Source organism: Paraburkholderia sp. BCC1886, from assembly GCF_900996245.1.
Classification (GTDB): domain Bacteria; phylum Pseudomonadota; class Gammaproteobacteria; order Burkholderiales; family Burkholderiaceae; genus Paraburkholderia.
In genome coordinates this window covers 76,709-91,655 of sequence record NZ_CAAJGK010000040.1, presented here as the reverse complement: position 1 = coordinate 91,655, position 14,947 = coordinate 76,709, and the positions used below count along the sequence as shown (strand labels likewise).

13 protein-coding genes and 3 tRNA genes are annotated in these 14,947 nt (G+C 62.3%); 10 read left to right on the top strand and 6 right to left on the bottom strand.

Annotated features, from left to right (window positions below):
- Positions 1–289 precede the first annotated feature (289 nt).
- Together efp and earP are read right to left on the bottom strand one after the other, a co-directional pair.
- Entirely contained in the window at positions 290–847 is a 558-nt protein-coding gene (gene efp / locus FQ746_RS09445; protein ID WP_144108764.1) for an elongation factor P, read from the bottom strand.
- Between the two features lie 393 nt (positions 848–1,240).
- A complete protein-coding gene (gene earP / locus FQ746_RS09440) occupies positions 1,241–2,506 on the bottom strand; it encodes an elongation factor P maturation arginine rhamnosyltransferase EarP (protein WP_144108919.1) in 1,266 nt (421 codons plus the stop codon).
- Between the two features lie 189 nt (positions 2,507–2,695).
- Between earP and uvrC the strand changes: the two genes are divergently transcribed.
- From uvrC to FQ746_RS09415, 5 genes are all read left to right on the top strand, one after another.
- On the top strand, positions 2,696–4,891 hold the full coding sequence (gene uvrC, locus FQ746_RS09435; protein ID WP_144108762.1) for an excinuclease ABC subunit UvrC: 2,196 nt from the start codon (positions 2,696–2,698) through the stop codon (positions 4,889–4,891).
- A gap of 111 nt (positions 4,892–5,002) precedes the next feature.
- The gene (gene pgsA, locus FQ746_RS09430) at positions 5,003–5,596 is read left to right on the top strand and encodes a CDP-diacylglycerol--glycerol-3-phosphate 3-phosphatidyltransferase (protein WP_144108760.1); all 594 of its coding nucleotides are present in this window, start codon (positions 5,003–5,005) and stop codon (positions 5,594–5,596) included.
- Positions 5,597–5,815: 219 nt separating this feature from the next.
- Positions 5,816–5,891 (top strand) — tRNA-Gly (locus tag FQ746_RS09425).
- Between the two features lie 71 nt (positions 5,892–5,962).
- Positions 5,963–6,038, top strand: a tRNA-Gly gene (locus tag FQ746_RS09420).
- A 127-nt stretch (positions 6,039–6,165) separates the two neighbouring features.
- Positions 6,166–6,239, top strand: a tRNA-Cys gene (locus FQ746_RS09415).
- A gap of 79 nt (positions 6,240–6,318) precedes the next feature.
- On the opposite strand, the gene FQ746_RS09410 is transcribed toward FQ746_RS09415, so the two are convergent.
- Entirely contained in the window at positions 6,319–7,335 is a 1,017-nt protein-coding gene (locus tag FQ746_RS09410; protein WP_260853959.1) for a hypothetical protein, read from the bottom strand.
- A 314-nt stretch (positions 7,336–7,649) separates the two neighbouring features.
- Between FQ746_RS09410 and FQ746_RS09405 the strand changes: the two genes are divergently transcribed.
- From FQ746_RS09405 to FQ746_RS09395, 3 genes are all read left to right on the top strand, one after another.
- On the top strand, positions 7,650–8,450 hold the full coding sequence (locus FQ746_RS09405; RefSeq protein WP_144108756.1) for a TraB/GumN family protein: 801 nt from the start codon (positions 7,650–7,652) through the stop codon (positions 8,448–8,450).
- 125 nt (positions 8,451–8,575) lie between these two features.
- Positions 8,576–9,556 carry a sensor domain-containing diguanylate cyclase gene (locus tag FQ746_RS09400; RefSeq protein ID WP_144108754.1) on the top strand — a complete coding sequence of 327 codons (981 nt, stop codon included), beginning with the start codon at positions 8,576–8,578 and terminating at the stop codon, positions 9,554–9,556.
- Between the two features lie 95 nt (positions 9,557–9,651).
- Complete coding sequence (locus tag FQ746_RS09395) at positions 9,652–10,146, top strand: GNAT family N-acetyltransferase (RefSeq protein ID WP_144108752.1); 495 nt, start codon at positions 9,652–9,654, stop codon at positions 10,144–10,146.
- Positions 10,147–10,178: 32 nt separating this feature from the next.
- Here the strand turns inward: FQ746_RS09395 and FQ746_RS09390 are convergent, their stop codons facing one another.
- Genes FQ746_RS09390 through FQ746_RS09380 form a run of 3 tightly spaced genes read right to left on the bottom strand, consistent with a single transcriptional unit; the run spans position 10,179 to position 12,267 of the window.
- Positions 10,179–11,036 carry a cytochrome c oxidase assembly protein gene (locus FQ746_RS09390; RefSeq protein WP_144108750.1) on the bottom strand — a complete coding sequence of 286 codons (858 nt, stop codon included), beginning with the start codon at positions 11,034–11,036 and terminating at the stop codon, positions 10,179–10,181.
- A gap of 43 nt (positions 11,037–11,079) precedes the next feature.
- Entirely contained in the window at positions 11,080–11,547 is a 468-nt protein-coding gene (locus FQ746_RS09385; protein WP_144108748.1) for a copper chaperone PCu(A)C, read from the bottom strand.
- 45 nt (positions 11,548–11,592) lie between these two features.
- Positions 11,593–12,267: an SCO family protein gene (locus FQ746_RS09380; protein WP_409932390.1), complete on the bottom strand. Its 675-nt coding sequence runs from the start codon at positions 12,265–12,267 to the stop codon at positions 11,593–11,595.
- 332 nt (positions 12,268–12,599) lie between these two features.
- Here FQ746_RS09380 and otsB point away from each other — a divergent pair, with 332 nt between their 5' ends.
- A complete protein-coding gene (gene otsB / locus FQ746_RS09375) occupies positions 12,600–13,349 on the top strand; it encodes a trehalose-phosphatase (RefSeq protein ID WP_144108747.1) in 750 nt (249 codons plus the stop codon).
- 58 nt (positions 13,350–13,407) lie between these two features.
- Positions 13,408–14,880 carry an alpha,alpha-trehalose-phosphate synthase (UDP-forming) gene (gene otsA / locus FQ746_RS09370; protein ID WP_144108745.1) on the top strand — a complete coding sequence of 491 codons (1,473 nt, stop codon included), beginning with the start codon at positions 13,408–13,410 and terminating at the stop codon, positions 14,878–14,880.
- The last annotated feature ends 67 nt before the right edge of the window (positions 14,881–14,947 follow it).

Below are 14,947 nucleotides of genomic sequence, written 5' to 3'. Positions count from 1 at the left end.
CGCTAGTGAAGAAATAAAGCCGCCTTACTTTCGTCGGCTGATTTCCTTACCATAAGCATGGAGTGTGCCAAGGATATTTGTATCAACTTATCAAGGGTTTGGGCGAAGTGCGGCGGGAGCGCCGGGCGCAGGGCTGGAAATTTGGATAACCACGCCGGTAAAGTTTTCCTCAACCATACACGGCGCGACAAAAAAGAAAAAGCGCCCGGAGAGGGCGCTTCGTTTTTTGCCATTTGTTTTCGCGGCGCCGGCATTGCACCGGCGCTGCGATTCAGGCAAGCAGTGCGCCTCAGGCGCGGCTGCGGTACTCGTGGGTACGCGTGTCGATTTCGATCTTGTCGCCGATGCCGCAGAAAAGCGGCACTTGCAATTCGAAGCCGGTTTGCAGCTTGGCGGTCTTCAGAACCTTGCCCGACGACGTATCGCCCTTGACAGCCGGTTCCGTATAGATGATTTCGCGAACCAGCGTGGTCGGCAGTTCGACGGAGATGGCTTTCTCGTTGTAGAACACGACTTCGCAAGCCATGCCGTCTTCGAGGTAATGGAGCGCGTCGCCCATCATTTCGCCTTCGACTTCGAACTGGTTGTAGTCGGCGTCCATGAACACGTACATCGGGTCGGCGAAGTACGAGTAGGTGACTTCCTTGCGTTCCAGCACCACGACGTCGAACTTGTCGTCGGCCTTGTAGACGTTTTCCATGCCTGCGCCGGTCAGCAGGTTCTTGAACTTCATCTTGACGACGGCGGAGTTGCGACCCGATTTGTTGTATTCGGCCTTTTGCACAACCATTGCGTCAGCGCCGATCATCACGACGTTGCCGGTGCGGAGTTCCTGAGCGGTCTTCATAAAACTGTCCTGTACGAAATAAGTAGCTTCAACTTTTTGTGCTCAACGGCATACGGCGCAAGCGGCTTCGCGGCCCTCGACGGACCTCATGGCGCTTCATTGCCTTTGCTCGCCGGCGCCTGCTTTCGACCCGGAGGTTTAATTCCCGGGTTTTACCCCTGGGTTTTACCCCTGGGTTTTACCCTGAAGGGCGGAGTCACGAGTGGCGCCGAATCACAGCTTGCGCTCCCGGGCTTGCGCGCCGACGCCTGCCGGAGCAGGTGAAGTCGTGTCATGCATCTTGCGATGCGGGGAGTGACTGACGGGATCAACCGGTTGTAACGGTTAGGGAGTCGGCCAGGTTCGCTGATATGGTTCGGGCCGCGCTTGCGTCGTCGGCCGTTGGATAACCGCTTATTTTAGCTGACTTTTTGCGAACGAGGCCAGATTTCCAGCGAGGTCGCCGACGTGGGCCAGTTCGGCCGCCCATTCGACCGCGCGGGTTTGCAAGGCCTCGCGATGGCGCTGGAACTCCGCCCAATCCGGCTGGCCGACACCGTTCCACGCGTGCCAGAAGCGGGCGAGCGCGTCGTTTGCCGCGGCGGGCAGCGTGCTGCCGTAGTGCGCCAGCGCGGCGTCGAGTTTCGGCAGATGCGCGTCGTCGGCTTGCGGATAGATGTGCCAGACGAACGGTTTCGCCGCCCATTGCGCGCGCACGAACGAGTCTTCGCCGCGCACGAAATTGACGTCGCTGGCCCACAACAGCGCGTCGTAGCCGGATTGTTCGGTGAACGCGAGCGAGTGCGCAGTGAGGTTGCCGCGTTCCGCGCATGCGCCGGCCGCGAACGACGGCAGGTCGAAGAAGCGCGCGAGCGCGCCCGAAATACGGCCTTCGGGCGCCAGCAGAACGATCGGGTCGGCGCTGTCGCGCCACTGTTCGAGCAGGCTGTCGACGGCGGGGTTTTCATAAGCGAACAGCGAGACGACCGTGGCCGTTGCCGGTGGTGCCGGGCGGCCGGTGGCCTGCAGCCACCACGTTTCGCGTGCGCTGGGCGAATCGTCGAAAGCCGCGTGATCGGCGTCCAGTTGCTGCTCCTTGAGCACGCCGCCGGTGCCCGGTCCGAGTCCGGGGAAAAAGAACGTCTTGGTCAACGCGAAACGCGGATGCGGCGACGGCCGCAAGTGGAAATCGGCGACCCAGTCTTCGGCGCTCAGATACTCGAGATTGAGCCAGACCGGCGCGCGTTCGCGCTGCGCCATCGCCGCGACGTAGATGGGTGGCAGTTCACAGCCGAATGCTTCGATTACCACGTCCGCCACTTCGATGGTGTCGCCCGCGTGGGTCGGCGCATGCCAGTGTTCGACGACGATGCCCTCGACCGTCTGGCGGGCGCGATCCAGTTCCAGCGACGGGCACAGTTTCTGGAACGCGTGCAGATCGTCGACGAACACACGTACTTGCCAGTCATGTTCGCCCGCGAGTTGACGCGCGAGGCGCCAGCACACGCCGATGTCGCCGAAGTTGTCGATGACCGCGCAGAAAATATCGCAGGCGATAGGGGACGAAAGCGGGGACGAAAGCGGGGACGAAAGCGGGGACGAAAGCGGGGACGAAAGCGGGGACGAAAGCGCGGCAGAAAGCGGCGTGGCAGGTTCGGCAGCGGGGCTGGCGTCGGACATGATGGCCTGGGTCGCGAGTGGGAACGGCCGGTCGAGCCGCATGCGAGGCTCGAATCCGCGTGGAATGTTCTAAACTGGCGATTCTAAAGCACTCGTTCGCGAGCCGTGCGGTCGACACGACCCCGTGCAGACCCACCGCATCACGCGCAAAACGAGGCTTCGCGAGACTCTCCCACTCGACCTGTCTGCATGACCGAACCCGAAGCCACCGACGTCTTCGAGCCCAAAAAGGTGCTCGCCCAATTGCCGCACTTGCCAGGCGTCTATCGCTATTACGACACGCAGGGCGCGGTGCTCTACGTGGGCAAGGCGCGCGATCTGAGAAAGCGCGTGTCGAGCTACTTCACGAAGACGTTGTTGTCGCCCCGCATCGCGATGATGGTGACGCGCATCGCGCGCATCGAGACGACCGTGACCCGTTCCGAAGCCGAAGCGCTGCTGCTCGAAAACAATCTGATCAAGGCGCTCACGCCGCGCTACAACATCCTGTTTCGCGACGACAAGTCGTATCCGTATCTGAAGCTGACCGGCCACGAGTTTCCGCGCATGGCGTATTACCGTGGCTCGGTGGATCGGAAGAACCAGTACTTCGGGCCGTTCCCGAGCGCGTGGGCCGTGCGCGAGAGCATCCAGATCCTGCAGCGCGTGTTCCAGTTGCGCACCTGCGAAGACTCCGTATTCAACAATCGCACGCGGCCCTGCCTGCTGCATCAGATCGGTCGCTGCACGGCGCCGTGCGTCGGCAACATCGACGCGGAAGACTATGCGCACGACGTCGCCAATGCATCGCGCTTTTTGCTCGGCCGTCAGGGTGAAGTGATGAGTGAACTCGAGCAGAAAATGCATGCGTTTGCGAGCGAACTGAAATTCGAGCAGGCCGCGGCGGTGCGTAATCAGATGAGTTCGCTGTCGACGGTGCTGCATCAGCAGGCGATCGAAGTGGGCAGTGACAGCGACGTCGATATTCTCGCGGTCGTCGCGCTGGGCGGGCGAGTGTGCGTGAATCTCGCGATGGTGCGCGGCGGCCGGCATCTCGGCGATAAGGCGTATTTTCCCGCGCACGTGGAGAGCGCACTGACGGTCGACGAAGGCGGCCTGGAAGAGGGCTCAGCGGCATTGGTCGATGTGCTGGCGAGCGACGCCGACGAAGCGGTCGAGGCCGAAGCCGTCGAGGTGCTCGATGCCGCGCAGGCTCTGCCAATAGATGAGCAAGAGGCGCAGGCAGATGAAGATGCCGATGCAGCAGATGATGAAGCCACCCCCAGACCCCGCAAAGGACGCGCGGGCGGCGGCATCGAAGCCGAGGTGCTGGAGGCGTTCATCGCGCAACACTATCTCGGCAACCGTGTGCCTCCCGTGCTGGTGGTGAGCCACGCGCCCACGACGCGCGAACTCGTCGACGTGCTGATCGAACAGGCCGGCCACAAGGTCACGGTCTTGCGTCAACCTCAAGGACAACGCCGCGCCTGGCTCGCGATGGCCGAGCAGAATGCGCGGCTCGCGCTCGCTCGCCTGCTGTCGGAGCAGGGCTCGCAGCAGGCCCGCACGCGTGCGCTGACCGACACGCTCGGCATGGAGTGCGACGATCTCGCGCACTTGAGGATCGAGTGTTTCGACATCAGCCACACGATGGGCGAAGCAACGCAGGCGTCGTGCGTGGTGTATCACCATCACAAGATGCAGTCGTCGGAATATCGTCGCTACAACATTACCGGCATCACACCGGGCGACGACTACGCGGCCATGCGTCAGGTGCTGACGCGTCGCTACGAAAAAATGGTCGCGCAAGCCGCGGCGAATGCCGAGGATGCCGCCGCGGAGTCGCCCGGCGAGGCGTCGCCCGGCGAGGCGTCGCCCGGCGAGGCGTCGCCCGGCGAGACCACGGCGGATTCCGTGCTCGCATCGGATGCGGCCGGTCCGGCGGCGGCCGGCGGCGGTCTCCTGCCGACTATCGTGTTGATCGACGGCGGCAAGGGGCAGGTGGAAATTGCGCGCCAGGTGTTCACGGAGCTGGGCCTCGATACCGGCATGCTGGTCGGCGTGGCCAAAGGCGAAGGGCGCAAGGTCGGCCTCGAGACGCTGATCTTCGCCGACGGCCGTACGCCGCTCGAACTCGGCAAGGAAAGCGCGGCGCTGATGCTGGTCGCGCAGATCCGCGACGAAGCGCACCGTTTCGCGATTACCGGTATGCGCGCGAAACGCGCCAAAACGCGACAGACTTCGCGTCTCGAAGAACTCGAAGGGGTGGGCGCGAAGCGGCGTCAGCGTTTGCTGGCACGCTTTGGCGGATTGCGCGGCGTGGTGGCCGCGAGTGTCGAAGATCTCGCGAGTGTCGAAGGCATATCGCAAGCTTTGGCCGAGCAGATCTACCGGCAATTGCATTGATTCACGCGCGTGCGCAGGCCGCTGGCCGACGAGGCGGCGGCCGCGTTGCTTGTGGCAGGCCTTGTGACACGGCACAATTGCATCTCCCTTGTCAGACGCAGCGCATCCCCCATGCCGTTTAATTTTCCGATTTTCCTGACTTGGCTGCGGATCGTTCTGATTCCGCTCGTCGTCGGCGTGTTCTATTTGCCCGACATGATGATGAGCCCCGCGCACCGCAATCTCGCCGCCGCAACGGTGTTCATTCTGGCGGCGCTCACCGACTGGTTCGACGGCTTTCTCGCGCGCAAGTGGAATCAGACCTCGGCATTCGGCGCGTTCCTCGATCCGGTCGCCGACAAGCTCATGGTCACCGCGGCATTGCTGGTGCTCGTGCAACTCGCGCGCATCGACTCGGGTATTGCGCTCGTCATCGTCGGTCGCGAGATCGCGATCTCGGCACTGCGCGAATGGATGGCGCAGATCGGTGCGTCGAAGAGCGTCGCGGTCAATTCGCTCGGCAAGTTCAAGACGGTGTGCCAGATGGTCGCGATTCCAATGCTGCTGTTCTATGGCCCATTGCGTTTCGGCGGTGCGTTCGTCATCGATACGCGGGTGTGGGGACTGTGGCTCATCTACCTGGCGGCGTTCCTGACAATCTGGTCGATGCTCTACTACATGAAGCTCGCCTGGCCACAAATTCGCGAGCGGGGCGGCGCGGTTTGAGGGTGGGTTCGGGCTCGGATTTGGGTCCAATCATGGGAGCGCGAAGAGTCGAATATTTTCTATTCGGCTCATTCGCAAAAGGGGTTGACACGTTTCAGTCGTTTCTCCATAATCTCGTTTCTCCGATGCACGCAGTTCAGCGCTTCGGTAGTAGTTAGAAGGTAATACCGGTAGTTGGCGGTAAACAAGCAGTAAAGCAAGCAGTAAAAGAATCACAACGCGGGAGTAGCTCAGTTGGTAGAGCGCAACCTTGCCAAGGTTGAGGTCGCGAGTTCGAGCCTCGTCTCCCGCTCCAGATTTTTGAAGCAGCGCGTTGTTGGTAGTGGTAATCGACGTAAAAGGCAAGGCGTTGTGAAGTAGCACAATGCGGGAGTAGCTCAGTTGGTAGAGCGCAACCTTGCCAAGGTTGAGGTCGCGAGTTCGAGCCTCGTCTCCCGCTCCATACATAAGGGGAAGCAACGCTTCCCTTTTTGTTTGGTGGGTCGGTCGCGCAGTCATGTTTCTAGTGTCGTGCGATTAGACAGCCAGACAAAATCTGTGAATCTGCAGCTAGATTCCAGTCCGCTTGCGGCGCGATAGCAAAGCGGTTATGCAGCGGCCTGCAAAGCCGTTTAGGCCGGTTCGACTCCGGCTCGCGCCTCCAGTAGTTGATGTCAGAAAAAGCCCCGATTCGTCGGGGCTTTTTCTTTTCACGCGTCGATGCGCGTCACCTCATCCGAATCTCAGAACGCAATCGCCGACTTCACCGTTTGCAACGCCGCGTTGTTCAGGAAGAAGTAGCTGTCTTGCGCAGTCCCACCGCCGAGCGGTACGAGTTGCAGTGTCGTGCCGTCCTTGATCAGATAGCCCGCCTGAATGCCCGCGCTGCCCTGAAAATACACACGGTACGAAGGGGTCGCACTCGCGAGCGGCAACGTGGCCACCCATGCGCGCGCACCGCCTAGCGTGACGATCTGCCCATCGGTGATCTGATAGGTCTTTGCATCGGCTGTGCTTGCGTAGGGGAAGAAGCTCTCCAGCGTGGACGCCGTCGTCGAGCACGGCGTGGGATTGGTGCCCGTCGTAACGGGTGCGACGCAATCGCCGACATAGACCTCGTCGCCCTGCGCATGACGCACGATCTTGACGTAAGCCGCGCCGCTTTGCCAACGGGTCTGCGCGTTGTATAGCGGCTGACCGTTGATCGAATTCGTCAGCAGGCCGAGTGCGCTATCGGCAAACAACTCGGTCGGCGATGCCGATATCGGGCCGGACAAGGACACCACGTCGTAGCCGGTGCCGATCAGCGTACGCATGATCGTCTTGCCGTCGGTGGCCAGATAATCTTCCTGCACGTTATCGCCCGAGTAGCTGACCTGAGCATGTTCAGGAACGGATCCACTGTAAATCGTCCCGTTGACCAGCATGCGCGGCGGAATAATCGTCGGCACCGCCAGCGATTTCGAGACATTCGAGGTCGTAACCGTCAGCGTTTGGGTACCGATAGAAGGGCTTTGCGGAATGCTGGAGTCGGTCGCATAGAAGTAACTGCTGGAACTTACGCCCAGCGTTCCATTAGATGAAGAACTGAGAGTCAGCCCGCCCGACAAATAATGCAGACCGCCGTTCAACGCGAGCGCGGCGCTTTCGTAACTCTTCTGTATTGCACTCAGATTGGCGCTCGTGGCCGGCGACGGACTACCCGACGATCCGCCTCCACCACAACCGGCTAGCAACAGCGCAGCGCCCATAGCCGCCATGCCATCGCGATTTACTAATCGCTTTTTATTCTCTTTCATTTATATGTCCCGTCTTTCGATATTATTTAGAGTCTTTATGCCGGCATATTAGTGATTTTGCCGAGTATCTACGATATCGCACGATGTCTCAACTATCCATCTAAATTGATTCTGATAATCGGTAATTAATCGGCCGCGCCGGTATGAATTAAAATTCGCGAAAGTCCTGTCGCAATGGCGCCAGACGCGAAACGAGCGTCATCATTAAAAATCGCGGTGCGATGGTTTTATTGCGAGAATAGCGGGCAGGGCAGTGCCCGCCACTTCGAGGCCGCATGTATTTTCAACTTCCCGGTACGCGAGTCCGTCTGCTTGGCTCGATGCATCTGTTTCCCGCGACGTTCCGCCGGACGCCGCCCTGGGTCGCGCAAGCTTATGAGTGGGCGGAGACGCTGGTCTTCGAATCCGATCCGCCCACGATCCTGCCGTTCCTGAAAGCGCCGTCGTCAGCGGCGTCCACCGCGGGCCAGCTCAGGGCGCATGTTCCGCCCGAAGCCTGGCAGCGTCTCCAGACCGCATGGCCGGGCGAAGGACCGCTGGCGCCGCTCGACGATCTGCGGCCGTGGGCCGCGCTGGTGATCGCGCCCACGCTGTTTCAGCAAGTCGTCGAAGGGGTCGAGCCGCGCATGCTGCGTGCGGCCATGACCGAAGGCAAGCCCTACGAGTATCTCGAGACCGCCGAGGATGTCGCCGCGACGCTGGACCCCATTCCCATGGAAGCGCTCGGCGCCGCGCTGTGCGCATTGATGGCCGATCTCGACGAGCCGCAGCGCACGCTCGAGCAGATGCATGCCGCATGGCTGGAAGGCAATGTACAGAAGGTGTACGGCATCGCCGCGCTGTCGCCCATGTTCAATCTGGGCGAGATTCGCCGTGCGGTGCTCGACGCGCGCAATCGCGCCTGGGCGCAGCGTTTGAAGGCGCGCTTTATAGACGCAACCGCAGCCACCTGCAAAACCACGCACGGCCGCCCGCCGCGCACGCTGATCGTGGTCGGCGCCTTACATCTCTGTGGTCCGGGCAATCTGCTGGCGTGCCTGGGCGAGCCGGTCGAGCCCGTCTCAACCGCTACCTAGCGCAACCACAACCGACCCGAACCCGTCGATGCGCGAGCGCATCCGCTCAACCCGCGGCCGGAAATGCCGCTATACACTATGAAGCCTTCGCCTCTGGCTACCCGATTGGCTCCTGGATATACGACATGCAAGCTCCACTGAAGCCCGACAACGAAAGCGCACGTCTCGAATCGCTGCGTGCGCTGCAAATTCTCGATACCTCGGCGGAAGAACGTTTCGACCGGCTGACCCGCCTCGCAAGAAGACTGTTTGGCGTGCCGATTGCACTGGTGAGCCTCGTCGACGAGAACCGGCAGTGGTTCAAGTCGTGCATCGGTCTGTCGGCCAGCGAAACGTCGCGCGACGTGTCGTTCTGCGCGCACGCGATTCTCGGCGACGAAATCCTGATGGTGCCCGACACGCTGGCCGACGAGCGCTTTCACGATAATCCGCTCGTCACCGACAGTCCGAACATCCGCTTCTATGCAGGCTGTCCGCTGACGGTCGGCCGCGGCAACAAGCTGGGCACGCTGTGTCTGATCGACGTGAAGCCGCGCGATCTCGACGACGAAGAGCGCGAGCTGCTGCGCGATCTCGCGCGCATGGCCGAGCAGGAACTCGCGGCGGTGCAACTCGCGACGCTCGACGATCTGACGATGCTGTCGAACCGCCGCGGCTTCGAGGCGCTGTCGCAACATGCGCTGAGCGTTTGCAAGCGCATGAACAAGCCGGCCTCGCTGCTGTTTTTCGATCTCAACGATTTCAAGCAGATCAACGACACGCTCGGTCATGCGGAAGGCGACGTCGCGCTCAGGAATTTCGCCGATGTCCTGCGCCATGCGCTGCGTGAAAGCGACGTGATCGGGCGGATCGGCGGCGACGAGTTCGTCGCGTTGCTGACGGATTCGGATAGCCACGAGACCGACGAAGTCACGCAGCGCCTCACGCGCGCACTCGATGCGCGCAATACCGAAGCCGAGCGCGGTTATCAGATCCGCTATAGCGTCGGGCAGATTCAATACGATCCGGCGCGGCACGTGTCGATTGCCGAATTGCTGGCCGCCGCCGATGCGGCGATGTATAGCCACAAGCAGGCCTCGAAAGCGCGCGCCGCACAGAGCCGGTGAGCGTCGCGGCCCTCGCACGCGGCGCGCGCTGCACGGCATAATCGCGCATCGCCGCAGCGGCACGCGCGCCTCGCGCCTTAATTCAGAAACCCGTCATGACCGAACTGCAATCTTCCTCAGCCTCGCAGCTGTCCCAACTCGAATGGCGCTGGAAGCCGTTCACCGATCTCACGAACGTCGAGGTCTATGCGCTGCTCGCCGCGCGTAGTGCAGTATTCGTGGTCGAGCAGAATTGCGTGTACGGCGATATCGACGGGCTCGATTTCGAAGCCTGGCACCTGAGCGCGTACGGTCCCGCCGATCAGTGTCCGCCGCTCGCGGGTTATCTTCGCGTGCTGCTGCCCGATGCCGCCGACGCCGATATTCGAATCGGCCGGGTGCTGACGACCGCTGAATTTCGCGGCATCGGTCTCGGCAATGCGATGCTCGAACGCGCGCTCGTGCATATTCGCTCGCAGTGGCCGGGCACGCCGATCCGTCTGCACGCGCAGGCGCATTTGCAAGGTTTTTACGGAGCGTTCGGCTTCGCACCGGTCTCGGAGATTCACGACGAAGACGGTATTCCGCACGTGTGGATGCGCTCGCTCTGAGCGCGTCACGCCATGCGACGACGCGTGATCCGCTACGCGACCAGCGCCGCTTTCGTGCGCCGCTCGCGCCTCTCGTCGAGCAGGCGTCCGCGCGCCGATAGCCGCATCCAGTGACGCAGGGCGACGAGCGCGCCGATCACGCTCATCATCGAACCCGGAATCCACAGCAGCAGGCCGCCGATCTGCTGATCGCGCATCGGGCTCAGCCAGGTAAAGGCGCGGCCGCAGATCGAGTAGATCGGATACAACTCGTGCGGCGTGAAGAAGATGAACGCGCCCAGCATGATCTGCGGCGGAATCGCGGCAATCACTACCAGCACCCGTTTGCCCGGCGACAGACGGGCCGGCGGCGCGGGCCGCGGATCGAGAATCAGCCACCAGAACAGCAAGCCGTCTATCACCATGCTCCAGTTCATCACGCGATAGAGGCGCCAGTCGAGCATCGCGACGAAATGAACCGGCGAGGTCAGCCAGAAATAGATCAGCCCGACGAACAGCACGACGGCGACCACCGGATGCATCACCACGTCCAGCAGCTTGCGCACGAACGCCGTCTGGAGCGCGGGCCGCACGAAGCGCTGCCGCCAGCCGAATGGAATACCGGCGCGCACCGCGGCGCCCGGGTAGGACAACGCAATGAAGAACGGCCCGAGGTGATGCAACACCAGATGCTGCGCGCGATGCATGAAGAACTCGTGCTCGAAGAAATAATCGAGCCGCGTATGCAGCGCGACATAGAGCGCGGTCAACCCGAACCAGAACGACAGCCGCCGTGCGAGCGACACCTTCGCCTTGCGCGCGCCGCGGACGAATAGAATCGCCGGCACCAGCAGGGCGATGACGACGGTCGGCGAAAACTCCCAGGGGTCGAGCCAGTAGAGCAGTGTCATCGGCAGATTCATCGCGGCGGCCGGGCAGTGATAAGACCTGGCCTTACTTCGCCTGAGCCTGAGCCGGCGACTTCACGACAAACGGCGTATCGAGCGTTTCGCCGTCGGAGAACTTCAGCGTCAGATGCACGGTGTCGCCGGGCGCGATCTTGTGCTTCGCGTCTTCCAGCATGACGTGATAGCCGCCCGGCGCAATCGCCACCTGGCCGTGTGCGGGCACCGTCAGCTTGTCGACCATCACCATCTTCTGCGTCGAGCCGTTCGAGACGGTCTGATGCAGCATGGCGTCGCCGTAATCGTTGCTCGAGATATCGACGAGGTCGATCGGTTTATCGCCCGCGTTCACCAGCGTCGCATAGCCGCCGGCGGGCAGGTTGTTCGGCAACCAGCGCACCCACGCGTCCTTGACGCTGATTGCCTGGGCGCCCGCGGCCTGCGCGGCCGTGGCGAATCCGAGGGAGAGGGCGAGCGTGCAGCTCAGTGCGGCGAATGTTTTGATCTTGATCGACATAGGTTTCTTTGCGGAAAGTTAGCCAGAAAATCAGTGAGAAAAAACTCAGGAACGGTCATCGATGATACGGCGCAAGTCCAGTGCGATCGCATCGGGCGTGTCGTGATCGGTGGCGAGCAGGCGCGCATGGCCTTCGCGGTCGAACACGTAAACGGCGGAACTGTGGGTGACTTCGTAGTCGCCTTTGGCGTCGCGCTTCTCCATCTGATACGCGACGCGGTAACGCTTGGCGAGCGATTCGATCTGCCAGTCCGTGCCGGTGAGTCCTTCGGCATGCCGTGCGTCGAAAGCGCCGACGTAATCGTGTAAAGCCTGCGGCGTGTCGCGCGCCGGATCGACGGTGATGAACAGGATGCGCACCTTCTGCGCGTCGGGGCCGAGCTTGCCGAGCACCTGCATCAGCCGGGCCATCGTTTCGGGACACACGTCCGGGCAGTGCGTATAGCCGAAGTACACGAGCGAGGTGCGGCCCTTGAACGAATCGCCGTTGACCGGGCGGCCGTCGTCGCCGGTCAGCGTGAAGTCGAGGTTTGGCAGATGGCCGCTCACGTCGGTCAGATGCCATGGATCGGCATGCGGCGCACAGCCGCCGAGTGCGGCCAATGCCGCCGCGACGGCGAACCCCTTCGCGAGCGTCGGCGGTGCGAGTCCGCGACGGCTCGTCGACTTGCGCACGGCTCCAGGGCGGTGAGGTGAGATGATCGGGAACCAAGCAGGCATCAATGACTCGATTGAAAGGCGCGGCGCGAGGCAACCCGGCGCATTTCGTATGATTTCGTGTGAGGTTGTCTCCGTGGCAGCGACTGTAGCGCAAAATTCTGGCAGGCGTCGCGCATCGCCCGTCAGGGCGAACTTCGCGAGGCAATTTGACGCACCAAGCCGAAAGCTCGCCGAAGTCGCCATGTAGGCTCGTTGAATATAAACGGCGGACGCGGCGACGCGACAAGCCCGTCGCTTTTGTTCATCACCTTACTGTCTCGAAACTTTGACGGATGCGCGGTAAGATGCGCACACTTTTCCGGCCCTCGTAGGCTGAAAGGCAAAACCAACCGATGCAAGCACTTCCGGCAGTTCTGTCTCCCAGCGAGACGGCATTTTTCTTCGACTTCGACGGCACGCTCGTCGAACTCGCTTCCACGCCGGACGGCGTCATCGTGCAACCGCGCGTCATCACCGTGCTGAATGCGCTGCGCAATCTCACCAATGGTGCGGTCGCGGTGGTCTCCGGTCGCGGCATCGACAGCATCGACGGGTTTCTCGGCATGCCCGATCTGCCGATCGCCGGTCTGCATGGCGCCGAGCGGCGCGATTCGAATGGCGACACGCAGCGCATCGGTTTTCACGACGAGCGTTTGCTGCGCATGGAGCGCGTGCTCGCCGAGGTCGTCAATTCACACCCGGGCATGCTGCTCGAAATCAAAGGCGCCGCGCTCGCGCTGCACTTTCGCAACGCGCCGGATCGCGAAACCGTGGCGCGCGAGGCGACCGAAAAGCTGGTCGCCGATTACGCGGATGCCTACGTGCTGCAGCCGGGCAAGATGGTCTACGAAATCAAGCCGAAGAACGTCGACAAGGGTCGCGCGATGCGCGCGTTCCTCGACGAGCCGCCGTTCGTGGGCCGCCAGCCGGTGTTCGCCGGCGACGATCTGACCGACGAGAAAGGCTTCGCGGTCGTCAACGAGCGCGGCGGCTGGTCGATCAAGGTCGGTGCGGGCGACACCACCGCGCGCTCGCACGTCGAGTCGGTGAGCGCGCTGCTCGACTGGCTGGAAGCGATCGTTGCGGCGACGCGCGCAGCCTGATGGTCATCTTGCCGCGTCGTCTGTTTCAACTCATTCATCGCATTGGGAAGCGCGCTTCATGAGTCGACTGATCATCGTTTCGAACCGGGTCGCGCCGATCTCGGAGGGCGGACCGGCAGCGGGGGGCCTCGCCGTCGGTGTGTACGACGCGCTGAAAGAAACCGGTGGCATGTGGTTCGGCTGGAGCGGCGACGTGCTGAGTTCGGGGCAGCCGCAGATCGAGGTCGAAGAGCGCGGCCCGGTCACCTTCGCGACCATCGCCCTGATGCGGCGCGATTACGACCAGTACTACCGTGGCTTTTCGAACGCGACGCTGTGGCCGGCGTTCCACTATCGCGCCGATCTGCTGCAATACGACCGGCACGATTTCGAAGGCTACTGGCGCGTCAATGCGTGGCTCGCGCAGCAACTCGTGCCGCTGCTGCGCGACGACGATGTGATCTGGGTGCACGACTATCACCTGATTCCGTTTGCGCAGGCTTTGCGCGCGGCCGGCGTGAAAAACCGGATCGGCTTCTTCCTGCATATTCCGTTTCCCGCCTCGCAGGTGCTGCTCGCGGTGCCCCCGCATCGCGAACTCGTCGAAGCGTTGTGCTCGTTCGATCTGCTCGGCTTTCAGACTGCGCCGGATTTGCGGGCGTTTTGCGATTACATCGTCAACGAGGCGAATGGGACGGCGGAGCCGAGCGCCGCTGACACCGCTGCGCCGCTGACGATTCAGGCATTCGGGCGCACGCTGCGCGCGTCGGCTTATCCGATCGGCGTGTATCCGGATGAAATCGCCGAGCTGGCCAAAGCCGGCGAGCGCGGCAAGCCGGTGCGCACGATGAAGGCCACGCTGCATTCGCGCAAGCTGATCATGAGCGTGGACCGGCTGGATTATTCGAAAGGACTGGTCGAGCGTTTCCGCGCATTCGAACGGCTGCTCGAACACGTCACCGCGCAGCGCAACAAGGTGTCGTTCCTGCAGATCGCGCCGCCGACGCGCGCCGATCTGAATACTTATCAGGACATCCGTCTGCAACTCGAAGGCGAGTCGGGCCGCATCAACGGCCGGTTTGCCGAGCTGGACTGGACGCCGATTCTCTACATTCACAAGCAGTACGAGCGCTCGGTGCTGGCCGCGCTGTTTCGCACCGCGCACGTGGGCTATGTCACGCCGCTGCGCGACGGGATGAACCTTGTCGCGAAGGAGTACGTGTCCGCTCAGAATCCCGACGATCCGGGCGTGCTGGTGTTGTCGCGCTTCGCGGGCGCCGCGCAGGAACTCGACGGGGCGTTGATCGTCAATCCGGTGGATATCGACGGCATGGCCGAGGCGCTGGCGAAGGCACTCGACATGCCGCTCGCCGATCGCCAGGCGCGCCATCGCGACATGATGGCCCAGTTGCGCGAGAACAATGTGTCGGTGTGGCGCGATAACTTCATGCGCGATTTGCAGGGCGTGACCGGTGCGAAGGCCACGAAAAGCGGGAAGGCGCGCAGCGTGGCGGTGAAGAAGGGCGAGCGGGAGAAGTTGGCGGCGGATTAGACTTTCCGCTTCTTCGTTGATGAAAAAAAGCCGCTTTTCGAAGCGGCTTTTTCGTCTTGCGAACCCG